At 67.1% G+C, this 16,914-nt stretch carries 14 protein-coding genes and 1 tRNA gene; 8 read left to right on the top strand and 7 right to left on the bottom strand.

Annotation, left to right across the window (positions count from 1 at the left end; genetic code table 11):
- Positions 1-3: 3 nt before the first annotated feature.
- From scpB to der, 5 genes are read left to right on the top strand one after another with little or no spacing between them, the layout of a single operon-like run.
- Positions 4-600, top strand: coding sequence for an SMC-Scp complex subunit ScpB (gene scpB, locus AC1DMN_RS10650; RefSeq protein ID WP_440735237.1), 597 nt, complete (start codon positions 4-6; stop codon positions 598-600).
- Positions 597-1,421 carry a pseudouridine synthase gene (locus tag AC1DMN_RS10645; protein ID WP_477229313.1) on the top strand — a complete coding sequence of 275 codons (825 nt, stop codon included), beginning with the start codon at positions 597-599 and terminating at the stop codon, positions 1,419-1,421. The genes scpB and AC1DMN_RS10645 overlap by 4 nt, the downstream gene beginning before the upstream one ends.
- Positions 1,418-2,539, top strand: coding sequence for a prephenate dehydrogenase (locus AC1DMN_RS10640; protein WP_477229312.1), 1,122 nt, complete (start codon positions 1,418-1,420; stop codon positions 2,537-2,539). The genes AC1DMN_RS10645 and AC1DMN_RS10640 overlap by 4 nt, the downstream gene beginning before the upstream one ends.
- Complete coding sequence (gene cmk / locus AC1DMN_RS10635; protein WP_477229311.1) at positions 2,532-3,260, top strand: (d)CMP kinase; 729 nt, start codon at positions 2,532-2,534, stop codon at positions 3,258-3,260. Before AC1DMN_RS10640 ends, cmk begins: the two co-directional genes overlap by 8 nt.
- Positions 3,253-4,776 carry a ribosome biogenesis GTPase Der gene (der, locus tag AC1DMN_RS10630; RefSeq protein WP_477229310.1) on the top strand — a complete coding sequence of 508 codons (1,524 nt, stop codon included), beginning with the start codon at positions 3,253-3,255 and terminating at the stop codon, positions 4,774-4,776. The genes cmk and der overlap by 8 nt, the downstream gene beginning before the upstream one ends.
- 41 nt (positions 4,777-4,817) lie before the next feature.
- Here the strand turns inward: der and AC1DMN_RS10625 are convergent, their stop codons facing one another.
- Positions 4,818-5,237, bottom strand: a complete 420-nt coding sequence (locus AC1DMN_RS10625; RefSeq protein WP_441977055.1) for a GNAT family N-acetyltransferase — start codon at positions 5,235-5,237, stop codon at positions 4,818-4,820.
- A gap of 81 nt (positions 5,238-5,318) precedes the next feature.
- Between AC1DMN_RS10625 and AC1DMN_RS10620 the strand changes: the two genes are divergently transcribed.
- Entirely contained in the window at positions 5,319-6,278 is a 960-nt protein-coding gene (locus AC1DMN_RS10620) for an NUDIX domain-containing protein (protein WP_441977054.1), read from the top strand.
- A gap of 40 nt (positions 6,279-6,318) precedes the next feature.
- On the opposite strand, the gene AC1DMN_RS10615 is transcribed toward AC1DMN_RS10620, so the two are convergent.
- The 4 genes from AC1DMN_RS10615 to AC1DMN_RS10600 all read right to left on the bottom strand — a co-directional run bounded on the left by AC1DMN_RS10615 (position 6,319) and on the right by AC1DMN_RS10600 (position 9,645).
- Positions 6,319-7,815, bottom strand: coding sequence for an HNH endonuclease signature motif containing protein (locus AC1DMN_RS10615; protein WP_477229309.1), 1,497 nt, complete (start codon positions 7,813-7,815; stop codon positions 6,319-6,321).
- 86 nt (positions 7,816-7,901) lie between these two features.
- On the bottom strand, positions 7,902-8,285 hold the full coding sequence (locus AC1DMN_RS10610) for an RNA-binding S4 domain-containing protein (RefSeq protein ID WP_440735202.1): 384 nt from the start codon (positions 8,283-8,285) through the stop codon (positions 7,902-7,904).
- Complete coding sequence (locus tag AC1DMN_RS10605) at positions 8,282-9,001, bottom strand: lysoplasmalogenase family protein (RefSeq protein ID WP_477229308.1); 720 nt, start codon at positions 8,999-9,001, stop codon at positions 8,282-8,284. The genes AC1DMN_RS10610 and AC1DMN_RS10605 overlap by 4 nt, the downstream gene beginning before the upstream one ends.
- Positions 9,002-9,060: 59 nt before the next feature.
- A complete protein-coding gene (locus AC1DMN_RS10600; protein WP_477229307.1) occupies positions 9,061-9,645 on the bottom strand; it encodes a GNAT family N-acetyltransferase in 585 nt (194 codons plus the stop codon).
- A 120-nt stretch (positions 9,646-9,765) separates the two neighbouring features.
- Between AC1DMN_RS10600 and AC1DMN_RS10595 the strand changes: the two genes are divergently transcribed.
- Positions 9,766-9,842 (top strand) — tRNA-Pro (locus AC1DMN_RS10595).
- 558 nt (positions 9,843-10,400) lie between these two features.
- Here the strand turns inward: AC1DMN_RS10595 and AC1DMN_RS10590 are convergent.
- On the bottom strand, positions 10,401-11,048 hold the full coding sequence (locus tag AC1DMN_RS10590; RefSeq protein WP_477229306.1) for a 3'-5' exonuclease: 648 nt from the start codon (positions 11,046-11,048) through the stop codon (positions 10,401-10,403).
- A complete protein-coding gene (locus tag AC1DMN_RS10585) occupies positions 10,987-12,642 on the bottom strand; it encodes a recombinase family protein (protein WP_477229305.1) in 1,656 nt (551 codons plus the stop codon). The genes AC1DMN_RS10590 and AC1DMN_RS10585 overlap by 62 nt, the downstream gene beginning before the upstream one ends.
- Between AC1DMN_RS10585 and AC1DMN_RS10580 the strand changes: the two genes are divergently transcribed.
- Positions 12,634-16,914: a dsDNA nuclease domain-containing protein gene (locus AC1DMN_RS10580; protein WP_477229304.1), complete on the top strand. Its 4,281-nt coding sequence runs from the start codon at positions 12,634-12,636 to the stop codon at positions 16,912-16,914. The two genes, AC1DMN_RS10585 and AC1DMN_RS10580, sit on opposite strands and share 9 nt — an antisense overlap.

The raw sequence follows: 16,914 nt of genomic DNA, 5'->3' as shown, positions 1-16,914 counted from the left end.
ACCATGACCGATGAAACGGTGACCGATGACGCCGTGACCGTGGAGCAGCCGCTCACGGAGAAGCTCGAGGCGATCCTGCTCGTCATCGACGAGCCGCACAGTCTCGTCTCGCTCGCCGCGGCCGTCAGCGCGCCCGTGCCGGCGGTGCGCCAGGCGATCGAGTCCCTCGTCGACGAGTACGACGGCCGAGGGCACGGCCCGCGGCGCGGCTTCGAGCTGCGCGAGGTCGGCGGGGGCTGGCGGCTCTACGTGCGCGAGGACTACGACGACCTGGTCGCCGACTTCGTGGGCGGCCAGGCGCCGGCAAGGCTGTCCCAGGCAGCGCTGGAGACGCTCGCCGTGATCGCCTACAAGCAGCCGGTGACCCGCAGCCAGGTGGCCTCGATCCGGGCGGTCAACGTCGATTCGGTGGTGCGCACGCTGCTGGGGCGAGGGCTCATCACCGAGCTGTTCCAGGACTCCGAGACGGGCGCGATCAACTACGGCACGACCGACGCCCTGCTGCAGAATCTCGGCATCAACTCGCTCGACGAGCTGCCGCCGATCTCCCCGCTGCTGGACGACGGCTCCGAAGGCTTCGACGAGAGGATCGCCCGATGACCCCCGCCCCCGCTGACCCGTTCGCCGCCCCCGAGGGCGTGCGGCTGCAGAAAGTGCTCGCGAACGCCGGCGTCGCGTCGCGTCGCGTGATCGAGCAGTACATCGTCCAGGGACGGATCAGGGTGAACGGATCCGTCGTCACAGAGCTCGGCCGACGGATCGACCCGGAGAACGATCTCGTCGACGTCGACGGCACAGCCGTGCAGTTGGACACCGGCAAGCGCTACGTCATGCTGAACAAGCCCACCGGCGTGGTCAGCACGATGAAGGACGAGAACGGCCGGCCGGATCTGCGGCGCTTCACCAAGGACTACGAGGAGCGTCTGTACAACGTCGGTCGCCTGGATGCCGAGACCAGCGGGCTGCTCATCCTCACGAACGACGGAGACCTCGCCCACGTGCTCGCGCACCCCTCGTTCGGCGTGACCAAGGTCTACATCGCGAAGGTCGAGGGCACCGTCACCGCGCAGACTATTGCGAAGCTCACACGGGGTGTCGACCTCGAGGACGGACCGATCGCCGCCGACAAGGCCCGCCTGCTGGATTCGTCCGCGGGATCCAGCCTCGTCGAGCTCACGCTGCACTCCGGACGCAACCGGATCGTGCGCCGCATGCTCGCCGCGGTCGGACACCCGGTCACCGAGCTGGTGCGGCGCCAGTTCGGCCCGCTGCACCTGGGAACGCTCCCTGCGGGGAAGTCCCGCGAACTGACTAAAATCGAACTCGGCGCGCTTCTGACCCTGTCGCGCCAGGATTCCCCCGCAGAAGGCGCGTCGAATGCGCCGGTGACCGACCGGGGAGACGCGCAGGAGAACGAGTGAGCGACACGAGCAGGACGCCGATCGAGCGTGCCGCGCGGCTGTCCGGAACCATCCGGATCGTCGGCGCGGGCCTTCTCGGCGCCAGCATCGGGCATGCCCTGACGGCGAAGGGCGTCGACGTCGCCCTCGCCGACACCTCTCCCGCGCAGCTGCGCCTCGCGATCGACTACGGCGCGGGCCGCGCCGCCCGGGCCGATGACGCACCGTCGCTGGTCGTCGTCGCCGTGCCACCGGACGTGACGGCCGACGTCATCGAGGCGGAGCTCGCCCGGTTCCCGGATGCCGTGGTCACCGACGTCGCGAGCGTCAAGCTCGAACCGCTGCGCGTGCTCCGCGAGCGCGGCGTCGACCTGACGCGCTACATCGGATCCCATCCGCTCGCCGGTCGCGAGCGCGGCGGAGCGATCTCGGCGCGAGCCGACATCTTCATCGGACGCCCGTGGGTGGTGTGCCGCGACGAGGAGACCCGCGCCGCGGATCTCGCGCTCGTCGAGGGCCTGGCGCTCGATCTCGAGGCGATGCCGCTGGAGATGACGCCCGAGGAGCACGATCGCGCGGTCGCGCTGACCTCGCACGTGCCCCAGGTGGTGGCGAGCCTGCTCGCCGCCCGTCTCGCCGACGCCGAGGACGGCTCGCTCCGTCTTGCCGGTCAGGGCGTGCGTGACACCACTCGGATCGCCGCGTCCGCGCCCGAGCTGTGGGTGCAGATTCTCGGTGCCAACGCGGCGCCCGTCGTCTCGGTGCTCGATGCCCTCGCGGCAGACCTCGCCGAGGTCGCCGACGCGCTGCGCGAGCCGGACCGCACCGGATCCCGGCGCACGGTCGCTGAGGCGATCCGGCACGGCAACGAGGGCGTCGAACGCCTGCCCGGCAAGCACGGCCAGAACCGCCGCTTCGAGTCGTTCGTGGTGATGATCGACGACACCGCGGGTCAGCTCGGCCGCCTGTTCGGCGAACTCGGCGAGCTCGAGGTGAACGTCGAGGACCTGCGCCTGGAGCACTCGCCGGGCGCGCAGTTCGGCCTGGCCGAGATCAGCGTCACCCCCGCCGCACTCCGTGGCGCGGTCGAAGGACTCGAGGCCAGGGGATGGCGGATTGCGAGCATGCCCGATGACTGACCCTTCGACGAGCTCAGGGGCCTCGGCGCAGGCGCCGTTCATCGTCGCGATCGACGGCCCCGCCGGATCCGGCAAGTCCAGCGTGTCCAAGGCCGTGGCGCGACGCCTCGGCTACGGCTTCCTCGACACCGGCGCTGCGTACCGCGCGCTGGCCTGGCACGTGCTGGACCGCGGAGACGACACCGCCGACGAGGCCGCAGTGCTCGCCGCCGCCGCCGACTTCCCGTTCACTCAGGGCCTCGACCCCGACGATCGCCTCGTGCATGTCGGAGCGACGGACGTGACGGAGGCGATCCGCGAGCCCCGTGTCTCGGGCGCCGTGAGCGGCGTGGCCCGCGTGCCCGCCGTGCGCGTGCAGGTCAACGACGCGTTCCGCCGGGTCGCCCGAGAGGCCGAATACCCCGCGGTGGTGGTGGAGGGGCGTGACATCACGACCGTGGTCGCCCCCGACGCCCCCGTGCGGATCCTGCTCACGGCGGCGCCCGAGGTGCGCGCGGCGCGTCGGGCGGCGGAACTCGACGCGGAGGATGCGGGTGCGGTCGCCGCTGCGCTGCATCACCGCGACGCCAAGGACAGCGCGGTGGTGGACTTCCTCACCGCCGCGGAAGGAGTCGAGGTCGTGGATTCGACCGACCTCGACTTCGAGGAGACCATCGACGCCGTGATCGCGGTGATCGAGCGACGTGCGCCCGGAGCGCAGCGAGGAGCCGACAATGGCTGACGAAGAAGAATACGAGGGCGGCGAAGACCGCCTCGCGGAGAAGCTGGACGCGATGGACGAGGAGCTCGTCGAGTCGCGCGCCGCGACCCTGCGGGCGGGCCTCGACGACTACGACCTGGACGATGAGGATGCCGAGCTTCTCGCCGGCCTCATCGAGGGCGAGGACGGGATCCAGTATTTGCCCGCGCTGCCCGTCGTCGCGATCGTGGGCCGGCCGAACGTCGGCAAGTCCGCTCTCGTGAACCGGATCCTGGGCCGTCGCGAGGCCGTCGTCGAGGACACTCCCGGTGTCACACGCGACCGTGTCACGTACAAGGCCGAGTGGATGGACCGGCGCTTCACGCTGGTCGACACCGGCGGCTGGGAGCCGGACGCGAAGGGAATCGACCGCTCGGTCGCTGCCCAAGCCGAGGTCGCGATCGACCTCAGCGACGTGGTGATGTTCGTCGTCGACGCGATGGTCGGGGCCACCTCGACCGACGAGCACGTCGTGAAGCTGCTGCGCAAGAGCGGCAAGCCCGTCTTCCTCGTCGCGAACAAGATCGACGACGCCCGGCAGGAGCCCGAGGCCGCGGCGCTGTGGAACCTGGGTCTCGGTGAGCCATACCCCGTGTCCGCGATCCACGGTCGCGGCGTCGCAGATCTCCTCGACGCGATCATGGAGAAGCTGCCCGAGGTCTCCGCCGTCGCCAAGGGCGAGATCGGCGGACCGCGCCGGGTCGCGATCCTGGGTCGTCCGAACGTGGGCAAGTCCTCGCTGCTGAACAAGGCGGCAGGGGAGGAGCGGGTCGTCGTCAACGAGCTCGCCGGCACCACCCGCGACCCCGTGGACGAGATTGTGGAGCTCGGCGACAAGCTGTGGCGGTTCGTGGATACGGCGGGCATCCGCCGCCGCGTGCACCTGCAGCAGGGTGCGGACTTCTACGCCTCCCTGCGCACGTCGACGGCGCTGGAGAAGGCCGAAGTGGCCGTGGTCGTCCTCGATGTGAGCCAGTCGATCAGCGTGCAGGATCTGAACATCATCGACATGGTGCTGGAATCGGGCCGCGCGCTCGTGCTCGCGTTCAACAAGTGGGACCGCCTGTTCGACGACGACATGGAGAACCAGGACCGTCGCCGGTACCTGGAGCGCGAGATCGAGCAGGACCTGGCGCACGTCGCCTGGGCTCCGCGCGTGAACATCTCGGCGAAGACCGGCCGTCACCTGGACAAGCTGGTCCCCGCCCTGGAGAAGGCGCTGGAGAACTGGGACCGCCGGATCCCGACGGGCAAGTTCAACGCCTTCCTCACCGAGCTCGTCGCCGCCCACCCGCACCCGCTGCGGGGCGGCAAGCAGCCCAGGATCCTGTTCGGCACACAGGCGTCCACGCGCCCGCCGACATTCGTGCTGTTCACGACCGGATTCCTCGACCCGGGCTACCGCCGGTTCATCCAGCGGCGCCTGCGCGAGCTGCACGACTTCGAGGGCACGCCGATCGTGATCAACATGCGGGTGCGCGAGCGCCGGCAGCGCTGACGGACCGTCCGGCGCCCGCGGACTCGCGGGCACCGGACGGATCATCCCTGGCGGGAGGCGCGCACCATCGCGGTGCGGTCGGGCTCGGTGAACCCGAACTGCCGGTAGAGGCCGTGCGCATCGCTCGTGAAGAGCGTCCAGCGCATGTCCGCGCCCGGGCCGTCGTCGATCATGAGCTGCATCATGCGCTTGCCGAGGCCGTGGCCGCGGTGCGCGTGGTCGACGTAGACGTCGGCGAGGTAGGCGAACCCGACGCCGTCGGAGACGGCTCGGGCGAAGCCGACCTGCTCGCCCGTGTCGGAGCGGTAGACGCCGACGACGCGCCACGCGTTCGCGAGCTGAGTCTCCACGTCGGCGCGCGTGCGCCAGCGACCCCAGTACGCCTCGGTCGAGAGCCAGGTCCACACGGCGTCGGTCTGGATGCGGGAGGGATCGTCGTCCAGTTCGTAGGCGTCGCTCATGAGCACCATTCTTGCAAGTGCAGGAGTGCAACGTTCCGTCGCACAGGGTGATCGAATGACGGGGTGTGGAAAGGTGGAGGCGTGACGATCGTCCCTCCCGAGCCCGGCGAACCCCGGCGGCCCCACGGGCCGCTGAACAGCGGCGACGCCTGGGTGGTGGCCCCGACAGGGGAGCGCTACTGGGGCAGGTACGGGGCTGCGGGGCTTCTCGCGTACGACCGGGAGCGCGGCGTGCTGCTGCAGCACCGGGTCGCGTGGTCGCACCATGGCGGAACCTGGGCTCTCCCCGGCGGAGCCCTGCATGACGGGGAGTCGGCCCGCGAGGGCGCGATCCGTGAGGCGCAGGAGGAGGCCGGCGTTCCGGACGGCGCCGTCCGTGCGCGGTTCGAGAGCGTGCTGGACCTGGGGATCTGGAGCTATACGACCGTGGTCGCCGACGTGGTCGCGCCGTTCGAGCCGGTGATCAGCGATCCCGAGAGCCTGGCGCTGCAATGGGTGCCGGTGGACGAGGTGGATCGTCGTCCGCTGCATCCGGGCTTCGTCACCGCATGGCCGCAGCTGCGCGCCCTGTTGGACGTGCGACCGGTGGTGGTTGTCGACGCCGCGAACGTCGTCGGATCCGTGCCGGACGGCTGGTGGAAGGACCGTGCCTCCGCGACGGCACGTCTCCGCGACCGGCTGGACGCCTGGGCGCGTCGAGGCGTCTCCGCCGATCGGGTCGCGCTGGATTCGACGCGCTGGCACCCACGGGTGGTGCTCGTCGCCGAAGGTGCGGCGCGGGACGTCTCGGATCCCGCCGACAGCGCCGACGTGGCGTGCGCCGTCGAGGTCGTGCGGGCTCCCGCAGCCGGTGATGACGCGATCGTCGATGTCGCCGCCGAACACCTGGCTTCGGGCGACCGCGTGTTCGTGGTCACGAGTGATCGCGGCTTGACCGCACGCATCGAGGCGCTGACGGGCAACGGCGATCCCGTCGAGGTGCGGCCCGTGCGCTGGCTGCTAGAGCAGCTCGAGGAGGCGGTGCAGCCGATCGGCGAGTAGCGCCGGCATTTCCGCCGACGGGCGCACTCTCGTGGGCGCGTCACACGAACATGACGCGGCGCGAGGCGCGGTCGTCGTAGGTGCGACCGAGCGGGCTCGCCCACCGCACCGTGCCGTCGGGGAGCTGGTGCGCCGTCCAGCGATGAGTGTCGCTGAGATCGGGATGCTTGAGCGGATGGTGCCCCGGACAGAAGTCGCTCAGATTGGTGAGTTCGGTCGGCCCGCCGCGCGCGTAGTCGTGGTTGTGATCGATCTCGCAGCGGTGGGCCGGGGTGTGGCATCCGGGGAAGCGGCAGCGCTGATCCCTGGCCCGCAGGAAACGTCTCATCGCGTTGGTCGGGGTGTAGCGGTCGACCTTCGTGACCATTCCGGAGTGATCCAGGAAGAGCCGGTTCCATCCCGTGGCCCGGCCGGCGAGTTCGCGGGCCAGGTCGGGATGAAGCGGTCCGTGCCCGTCGAGCTCGGCGAGCCGGTCGTCCTCGCCAGCAAGGGTGGTGGCCGCGACCGTCACCTGGACGGTAGCGGTGACGCGGTCGAGACCCGTTCCCAGAGCCTCGGAAGGGGAGGAGGCGAGCAGCAGATCGATGAGGGCGTCGGCCTCGATCTGCCGGCGGGTGCGTCCATCGGCTGCGACGAACTCGGGCCGGGCGTCCGGGCCGACCTTGCTGGCCTCGCAGGTGTCGGTCTCGGGGTCGTGGAGGTCGTGATCGGGATCGAGCGCGTACGTCCCTCCAGAGGCGATCAGGTCGTAACTGTCCAACCGCGGGTCGTCGGGGTGCAGATCCTCGGGGAAGGGGAACTCCTCGCGGTCTGCACCGGCGAAGCGTTCGACGGTCGGGTCGGAGAAGAGGTGATCGAGTTCGGCGTCATGACGGGTGCGGCCGGCGGCGGCGATCGCTGTCGCGAGCCGGGTGAGGCGATCCATGATCGCGACGGCAAACACCTCCGGCAGCACCGCCGTCAGCAGGGCGAGGCCGTCGTCGAGCGGGCGAACCGTCACCTGGCGCTCGGACGCCGCCCGCGCGTGCCGTTCCCGGATGCTCTCCCCGGCGAGAGTCGCGGCGATCTGCTTGGCATAAGGGCGCGTGCGGGACGGCGTCTCCTGCTCGGCGACCGCCAGAGCCGCGGCCGTATACATGGCGAGTGTCTCGGCGCCCAGGCGGCCGTTGAGCACGGCCTCGCGCACGGGCGCGGCTGCGGCGATCAGCACGCGCACGTGCTGAATCGTAATCGTGCCCTGTCGCAGTGCGTCGCGCAGAGCCGGGAAGAACTCGCTCATGGCGGCCGCATCGGTGAAGCCGAGTTCAGCGGCGGTCTTGGAGATGCGCGCAGCGGCGGAATACTCCGCGATCATCGACCGGCGGATCATGTCGCGATGCACCGGTTCGGCGCGCACATCCGCGTCGAACAGCTCGGCCCGGGCGGCCAGCAGATCGGAGGCTTCGGCCTCCAGACGGGTGATCTCGGCCCGCTTCGCGAGCCAGGCATCCAGCAGCGCACCGCGGTCGGCGGTGGTGGGGAGCGGGGCCTCTGACATGCCCCCAGTTTAGAACAAAAATACGAAGAACGGAAGACTGTGGAAGACATTCCCGCCCGGAAGTGAGGTGACGGGCCGGCGACCGCTCAGTCGTGATCGCGACCGCGCAGGCGGTCGATGTCGCGGCGCTCGCGCTTGGTGGGCCGGCCCGCGCCGCGGTCTCGCAGGCCCGCGGCGGCGACCGGATCACGCGGCGGGGTGCGGTCCTCGGCCGCGACGGCCGCGAGCGGTGCGCCGACCCGTTTGACGAGCGTCTGGCGGACGATCAGGATCCGATCGAACCCGCTGATGCGGATCCGCAGCTCGTCGCCGATCTTCACGGTCTGCGCGGCCTTGACCTTGTCGCCGTTGAGGCGCACGTGGCCGGCGCGGCAAGCGGTCGTCGCCGCGGAGCGCGTCTTGAACACGCGCACCGCCCAGAGCCAGCTGTCGATGCGGACAGGGCCGCTCGCCCACGGCTCGACGTTCATGCGGGCGACCCCTGGGCGCGGTCGGCCGGAACGGCACGAGATGGCGCGGTTGCCGGATCCTCTCGGCGCAGCGTCAGCAGCGCTCCGGCCACGATCAGGCCCTGTCCGATCGTGTACGTGACCATGACCGCGGGGCTCGTCCAGTCGGGCATCGCGTCGGGCAGGAACAGGCGGAACGCGAGGATCGTGTCACTGGAGAGGAAGAAGGTGCCGCCCCAGGCGATCATCGCCCGGCAACGCGCCGACGTCGCCGCCGTGCCCGCCAGGACGATGCCGTACGCGCCGACGGCTGCGAGCAGCGATCCCGTGTGCGGCCCGAGGATCGCGATCATGAACAGCCACCACAGCACGTAGACGACGGTCCACATCGGAAGCCGGCGCGCGCACAGGTGGCGCAGGAACAGCAGGATGTAGGCGAGGTGCGCAACGCCGAAGAAACCCAGCATGAGCGGCAGTTCGGGCGCGAAAGGGAAGAACAGCCCCGCCTCATCGCCGAGCCAGGAGAAGAACAGCGCCACGATCAGCAGGAATGCGGCGCCGCGCGGCGCCAGAGTCTTCCAGGCGAGCAGCACGGGCAGCGCGAGCAGTGGCATGAGCAGCGCCTTGGTCGGCGTGATGAGCGGACTGTGCGTCGCGTTCGCGATCACGTGGATCGCGGAGGTGACGATGTACGGCGCGAACGGCCACAGGGCGCGAAGGCGGGTGCGGCTCTGCATCCCTCCATCGTAGGAGTGCCGTGGTGCGTGACCCACCGTGACCGGATCCGCCGGCATTGCTATGCGGCGAGATTCAGGCTCACCAACGGCCGCCCGGAGCGCAGCTCGCCGACGACGGCGAACCCCGCGGTGAGGAACGTCGACAGCGCCCCGTGGAACAGGTCGTTCGATGACACCTTGACGGCGGCGGTGTCGACCGGATACGCCTCGATGAGGCGGGCGCCTGACGTACGGGCATAGTCGACGGCTGCCGCGAGCAGCGCCGCGTTCAACCCTTTGCCGCGCTGATCGCGGCGCACCGAGAAACAGCTGACCGCCCAGACGCTGCCATCGTCGAGCGGCTCCTGCGTGGCAGAGGCGATGGTGCGCGTGTAGCCGAGGCGAGCCTGCGCCGGCCGCGGGCCGATGCGGATCCAGCCCGCGGCCTCGCCGTCGACATAGGCCACGATCCCCGGCGGAGGACCTGTCGTGATCTCGTCCCGCAGGATCTCGACCCGCTGCTCCTTGGTGGTGGCGTTCCAGTCCTTGTTGCGCAGCACGGGCCACACGCACTGGCAGGACGCGCCGTCCCCGCCTCCCGTGAGCGTCCGCTGCACGTCGTCCCACTCCGTGGGCGTCGCTGCCTTCGTCGTGATCGTGGTCATGATCCCGACCCTACGCGGAGCCGTCGACATCCGCGCCGCGCCCGGACCGCGTCGGTTTCGCGGAGCCCTCAGGAGTCGGCTACGATAGGGGAGTTGCCCGCGCTCCGGTGCGGTCGTCCACGGGCTGTGGCGCAGCTTGGTAGCGCACTTGACTGGGGGTCAAGGGGTCGCAGGTTCAAATCCTGTCAGCCCGACCAGAGAGAAATGCCCGATCAGAAGGCATTTTCAAGAGGTCGTAAGATCGGCGTTCGCTACGGTCTTGTACCCAAGATCGTACCCACTGAACCCCTTGACTCGACATAGTCAAGGGGTTCAGGCGTTTCTAGCTGCTCATCCCGCCTCCCGAAGGCGCTCATTCATCCGTGCCGCAGCGTTCTGCAACGCGGTGGTGCCAGTGTGCAGGTACGCACGGGGCGTCTCGACCGATGCATGCCCGAGGATGTCACTCACAACATGGATCGGAACACCCGCGTTCGCGAACCAGGTTGCACCGCATGACGGAGGTCGTGGCGGCACAACCCCGGGAAGCCCAGCGATGCAACCAGCGCGTCCCAACTGGTTGCGTCACGCAATGCTGCGGTGGTGATGACACCTCCGCGTGGCCCCCATAACAGCGGCAGGTTGCGCGACCGTTGCGTCGTGAGCCTTCGCAGCACGGGCTCGAGCGATCCGATGATCGGCACGCGGCGCGCGACGACCCTTTGGAGACATGGCCGCGCAGACCGTTGCCAACGTCCAGGGCGCCTCTAGTTCACCTACTGGTCGGCAACGTGATCAAGTCTGAGCGTGAGGAGAGGTGTGGGAGCGCTCTTCGGCGTGATTAGGGTCGCGCGCTTCTTTGCCCGTGTCACCGCAACATTCAGTGCGTATCGCGCGGACTCCAAATCTCTCCGAGTCGGGGTAAGCCTGAGCAGCGGGTCGTATCGCTCTTCGTAGATGATGACCTCGTCAAATTCGCGGCCCTTGGCACGGTGGATGGTCATGACGATGAGATCTCGGTTGCCGCGTTTGCTGCTGGTGAGCTGGTACTGCAGGACGGCGTTCCGAATGGTCCCGGCTGCGCCCGCGTAGAAGCCGTTCGCGCGCCACGTGTCGGCGAGCGTTGTTTCGATGTCGGAGCCCCGTGTGACGAAGTTGAGCATTCGCACGTATCCTGCCATCGGCTTGATCTCGGTCGCATCGGATGCGGCGAGCATGCTGACCATGGTGAGGTAGTCGCCGTAGACGTATCCGGTTCGGGCGTTCTTGAGCGAGCCGTCCACGATCTCACGCAGTGCCTTGACGATCTTGACGTTGACGGGCTTACCTGCTCGGAGCTTGGTGGCGTAGCCCTCGAGGCGGTCAGCGGTGGCACGTGCGGTTGCTGAGGGCTTCGTGGACTTCGTTCTCAGATAGTGGGCCATCGCATCGCACACGGTTGCGTCGCTTTTCCGCGGCGCCGCGCAGCCCTAGTTTGGCGATCTCCGGCCGAAGCTCGACGTAGATGTCCTCCGGGTTCGGCCCGATGAGCACACGGTCCAACAACGCATTGCTCAGCTGCTTGCGATCTGCTGGAGCTGCAGCGAGGTAGCGGTCGCAGGCGTCTTCGAGGAGATCGAGCGATTCCGCCAAGTGCTTCATCCGAAACGCGACGTGGTCGCTCAGGCGCTCCTCCTCGGCCTCGGTACGGGAGAGCGAATCGGCCAACTTACGCTGCTCTTTGATGAACAGGTCGCGAGGCAGGGCGTCGGAGTAGTAGGCCTCGAGGAGCTTCTCTTGGCGCAGTCGGATCTCTTGGGCCTGTACGGCGAGCTCTGATCGCTTCTGCTCGGAGCCGCAGGCTTCCGCCGCGAGCCGATCCTGCCAACGCAGCTCGATCTCCTTGCGTCGGTGCGTGGAGATCTGGATCCGTTCGTAGGCCTCCTCGACGCGACGCTCCACGTCGCTGATGCGAAGTGCGCTCTGGGTGCATCGCGGTGTGCCATTCTGGCGGCCGGAGCAGACGAAGTAGTCGTAGACACGCCCGCTCTTCGACCGAGCGTTGTGGACCAGCAGCCGGCGTTGACACTTGAAGCAGTGGACCGTGCTCTTGAGATAGTGCGTGTGGATCCGGCTGCGTTCACCTTGACGTCGAGAGGCGAGGAGACGTTGGACGGTATCCCAGGTCTTCGCCGGGACCAGCGGCCCGTGGCTTCCTGCATGCTGCGCGCCGTTCAGCGTGACGATGCCCTTGTAGTAGGGATTCGTCAGCACACGATGAAGACTCGCGACTGTCAGCGCCGCGGGGGAGCGGGAAGCGGTCGCTCGAGTCCGGAGTCCTCTGCCCGTGAGCGCTGAGGCGAGCTGAGCGACGCTCCACTTGCCGGTGGCATAGGTGTCGAACGCCCAGGCGATGTGCGGCGCTCGTTCGCGGTCGAGTTGGATCGCTCGATACTCGCGTCCGTCCTCGGTCTGGCGACGGACGTTGAGATAGCCGATTGGCGCCCGCCCCGGTGTTCCACCCTGGATGGCCTTTTGCCGCATGCCCTTCATCACCTCCTGCGCGAGGTTGCGAGAGTAGAACTCCGCGATCGACGCCATGATCCCGTGCAGGAGGACGCCGTTCGGCGTCGTGTCGATGCCCTCGGTGCTTGATATGAGACGGGCGCCAGAGGCATGAACCGCCTGGGTGATAGCGATGTCGTCGGCACGTGAACGGGCCAGCCGGTCGAGTTTGTGGACGATGACGTAGTCGACGGGATGCTCCTGCAGATATGTGAGCATCCGTTGGAGCTCTGGACGGTTCGTGCTTCGTCCCGATTGACCACGATCGACGAACTCGGCGGAGATGAGAGCGCCCAGTCCGTGCGCTTGCCTTCTGTTCGCCTCCCGCTGGGCAGGGATGGAGAAGCCGTCTCGCTCGCCTCCACGTTCAGCTTGGAGAACCGTCGAGACACGGATATACGAGACGGCTGAAAGAGGCGAGGACACTGCGCGGATCCAAGTTGAAACGGGAGAAGGTTTGAGAAGATGAGCCATTCTGTCAACGCTGACAGCAGGGGCTACCGAGGACATCCCGTCTTGAACTCGTCCGCGGCGGAGGAAGATTGGCGCCGCGAGCATCTCCAACGTCGATCTCTGTACCCGTTGACGCACCCAGTTGTGTCACTGGTCGCCGATACCATCAAATACATGACCCGTCGAAGCTCCGAGCGCGCGATAGCCGAAGCGCGCCGACGAGGTGCCGCGCAGGAGCGCCGCGGTCAGAAACGGGAGACCTTATCTCCTGCCAGCCCAGCGTTGACTAGCGTGCCAAGCGACTCACAGGCTGCATTGTGGGTCGCTTCCCGAGCCGGTGCGCGCGCCGGGCGCGGCTTTCGTTTTCAGGATCTGGTCGCGACGCTCGTCGTATTGCGTCTGTGGAGCGAAGGCGACGCGACCGCGTTAGTGACGCCGGAAGGGTACGACGACATTTCGGTGCAGTCGTCCAGCGGGGCATTCTTCATCCAGGTCAAGTCGCGACGCGATAGTGCGGGCGATTTCGCGGCGACGGACCTACGCAAGGACTTGCGTTCCGTAGCAAAGGCTTGGGTGAAGCGTAGGGACGCCGGACTCCCAGCCACGACGACCCTCTTGCTCGAGCGCCCGGTCGCTCGAATCCCAGTACCCGAGTGGGGGAGTGAGGGTGCACAACCTGGCTCGAGTCCCCCGAGTGAATTGGCCAAGGAACTTGACGCTCTATCGTTCGAAAACGATCAGGATTCGGTTGCCTTTGCGGCCTCCGCCTCAGTTGTAGTCTGTCCTGACCCGCACGCGCGGGCGATCAGCATCATTACCGGAACTCGCGATTTTCCGGATGGTCTTGCGGAGATCATTGTGGCTGCCGTCTGCACCCAAGTGGGTCAGGCTAGCGACGCGAACGCGGACCCGGATATCGCGAAGCGCGCGACCGTGGAAATCGCAGGCATCGATGTCCTCATAGACCAGGTCCTTGCGACCGTCGACCTCGAGTTGCTCGATGAGGCAAGGTCGTTGGGGATCTGCGAGGCAATCGACTGGAGATCATCTGCTGATGGTTCGGACCTACGGCAGGGCGTGCACGTGGGAGCTTCTCACGTCGTTGCCGGGTTGCTCGTGCCTCGTGTTGAACTCACACAGCAGGTGGTCGAGGTCGCGGCGACCCGCCGGTTGGCAGTCATCGCCGGACCGAGCGGCAGCGGCAAGAGCGCACTCGCGTACGCAGCCGCGTACGAAACCCGGAGGCTATATCGCTGGCAGCATGTCCACTCGTTGACACCAACGGGGCGCACAGGGCGAGATGCTGTCGCACTTCTTTCCGCGCGCATTGAGGCCTTGCGGCCGAGTGCGTATGCGCCTGTGGGGGTCCTCATCGACGACGCTGGGCGCCACGACCCAGATCTCCTCGATCGACTACTGAGACGGCTCGCGGACCTGTCGAACGTGATCGCCATTGTTTCGATTCGAGAGGAAGACCGCTTCCCTGTCCCGCTGTTGTCGGCCATCGCCACGATAACGCCGATGCTTGACGACAGCTTTGCAGAGCAGCTTTGGCGCGACTACCGGGCGGACAATCTCACTGAATGGGCCGGATGGCGGGAACCAGCCGAGCGAGCAGGCGGCCTTCTACTGGAGTACGTCACGCTGCTCACCGAGGGTGTGAATCTCGCCACTGTCGTCAGCGCGCAAGTCGCCGCACGCGAATCAGACCCGAGTCGACATCTTGAGCTTGAGATCCTCCGGCTCGCATCGTGTGCCAACCAATACGGCGTCACCGTCCCTGCCCATGCGATCCAATCCGCTCTGGATGCCGATCACGGCGCATTCGTCGCTGCCAGCCGCCGCCTCATAGACGAGCACCTTATCGTTGAGGACTCGGGCAACCTCATGCGGCCGCTGCACGAAATCCGATCCGCAGCACTCGCCCGGGCAGCTCACCCCTTTGGGCAGCAGGACACTCTCCAGCGCATTGTCCCTCTAGTGACCAGCGCCGAGCTCGCGCGATTCCTCCGACGAGCACTCGAGTCCGGGGCTGACCCAGCCGTGATGATCCAGGCCGCAACCGAGCGCATCACACGCGATCGCACTCTCCAGACGCTCGTCGCAGTCGCATCCGCTTTCCGTGCTGATGGACTTCGAAGGCGGGCCGACGACTGGAAGCGCATCCTCGATGAATGTGACGTTGATGCTGGCAACGCTGTAAATGCGTTTACGATGTCCCGCACCAAGCCGCGCCCCGACACAGAACATCTCTTCAAGCCCGAGATTGTGGCAGCCATTGAGAGGCTCCGCAGCGTCCCGACCGATCCAGATCTGCAACCCTTGTGGCGAAAGATCGACGCGACGCTGGTCGAAGAACTCACGACCGCTGCGGTCCTCGATGACGAGGCACCCCAACTCCTGTTGCAGGCCATCACCGTACTTCGCGGTTTTGACGTCACAGCTCTGGAGGCCACCGCGGGTGCAATCGGTGCACGCCTGACGGGATGGCCGCTGCACGACGCGGCCGACATGACGGAGGCGTTACGTCGCGCGGCACCTGAGCTTGCGGAACACGCTGTCATCACAGCCGGCGGCGAGCAGCTCCTCCTGCGCAGGATCGCGACAGAAACACCGTGGCTAGCGTCGCTGGAACGCGTAGCCGACGGGGTGGATGGCAGATGGATCTTCATCGACGAGGAGCTACAGCCGAATCAGAACGACGCTGTCGTTGAGGTCTGCCGACTGGCCCTTGCTCTTGCGCCGACAGCGTTGATCGCCCGGGTGGGTGCGGTGGATGCCCTCGGGCGCTTGGCCAAGCTCGGCGTCTACCCGCTCGCTGACAAAGCGATTCCCCGAGAGAATCTGCCCCATGCCCTCGAAGTCTCCGATAACAGAGCCCAGGCTCGAGCCTTGTCGCGAAAGTACGGCGCGGGCACGTTGACGTCCAAGCTTGCGGCCGAGGCGAAAGCACTCGGGACGCTCCTCGATCTGCTCCCAGAGATCGCGATCGCCCACCTAGGCAATCGAACTGTGCCTCGAACGATCGTTCGCCGGCTCGAATCGGTCACCGCGCTGCTTTCCGGGATGGACTCTCCGGCAGACGAGGGCTACACGGACGAAGTGCCCGGCGCTCTCGGTGACTATCCCGTCGAGAGCGACGCCGCCACCGTCGTGCGAATGCTGCTCCAGCAAGTCATTCCAGGTCTTGCACGGGTAGATGTAGCCGAGCGGCGCCCCATCCTGACTGTCGGAACGCTCGACAGTCTCATCCAGAAGGTCGGTGCACTGATCGAACTCGACCGATACCGCTACCTCCCCGACCCGCCCGATTGCGCTCAGCTACTCGACTCTCTCCGCCAATTGCGCATAATCGCGTGCGCCAGCGCAGGATCGGACTCATCAGTCCGCCTATCCATGCGGGCCGCTGCTGGGCGACACACGGGAACCGCTCGGATCGCCGCAGCAGCTACCGTTGCGACCGAGCGCTCTTCCGCAGCCTTGCAGAAAGAGGCTGATCGAATGCAACTTGCGCTCGCAGACGCGGGCTACGCGGTCGCCGCAGTGCCGAGCCTCTCCGATCACACGATGATGAGTTGGCCGCCCGGAGACCTAGCGATCATCGTGGAAGGAGAGAGCCTCCTCGCCCATCTAAATGCTCTCGCATCTCTCGCGGATGCTGCGAGAACTGCTGTCGAACATCCAGACCGGCGTATATGGATTGGACTGCGCTCAGCTAACGGTTACTTGTCTGCCTCGGTCTTCCAGGTTGCGCATCACGGGGTGATCCCACTTGGCGATCGTGGAGCGCCGTCCGCATTCGCAGGCTCGATCGCTGCGACCCCAATTTCTGATCCCTTTGCGGCTTACCTCAAGCAAGCTCGTCGTCTCTCATCGATCGCAGCCGTCATCGCGATCCGCGGGAGCACTCTGATTCCCGACGAGGAAGGACGGGTGCTTGACGAATCCTGGGACCGTCTCGTCGGCCTCAAAGCGCAGATCGATGAACTCACCTCCGCTCACGCCGGGACCGAGTACGTGTCCGCGCTCAGCAACATCTTGACGGTCATCGGTGCAGCGATCACTGATGACCTGTCGACTGCAATTGACCTAGCGGAGAAGGGGAAATCCGGATGGGATGAGATCGCGAGCCTGCAGAGTCCGATGCTGCTTGATACGGAACAGGCGGCCATATCGGGCACTGACGCTGCGATTGTCTACGGTACGGCTGTTGTCATCGCGGACATCGAGGACGATTTCGTGGGTGCGGATGCCCGCGTTGCACACATGCAGGAACATGAGGCGAGTTCCTAA

This window comes from Microbacterium sp. 01T413_2 (assembly GCF_056398985.1).
This window is presented reverse-complemented; position numbering and strand designations above follow the sequence as displayed.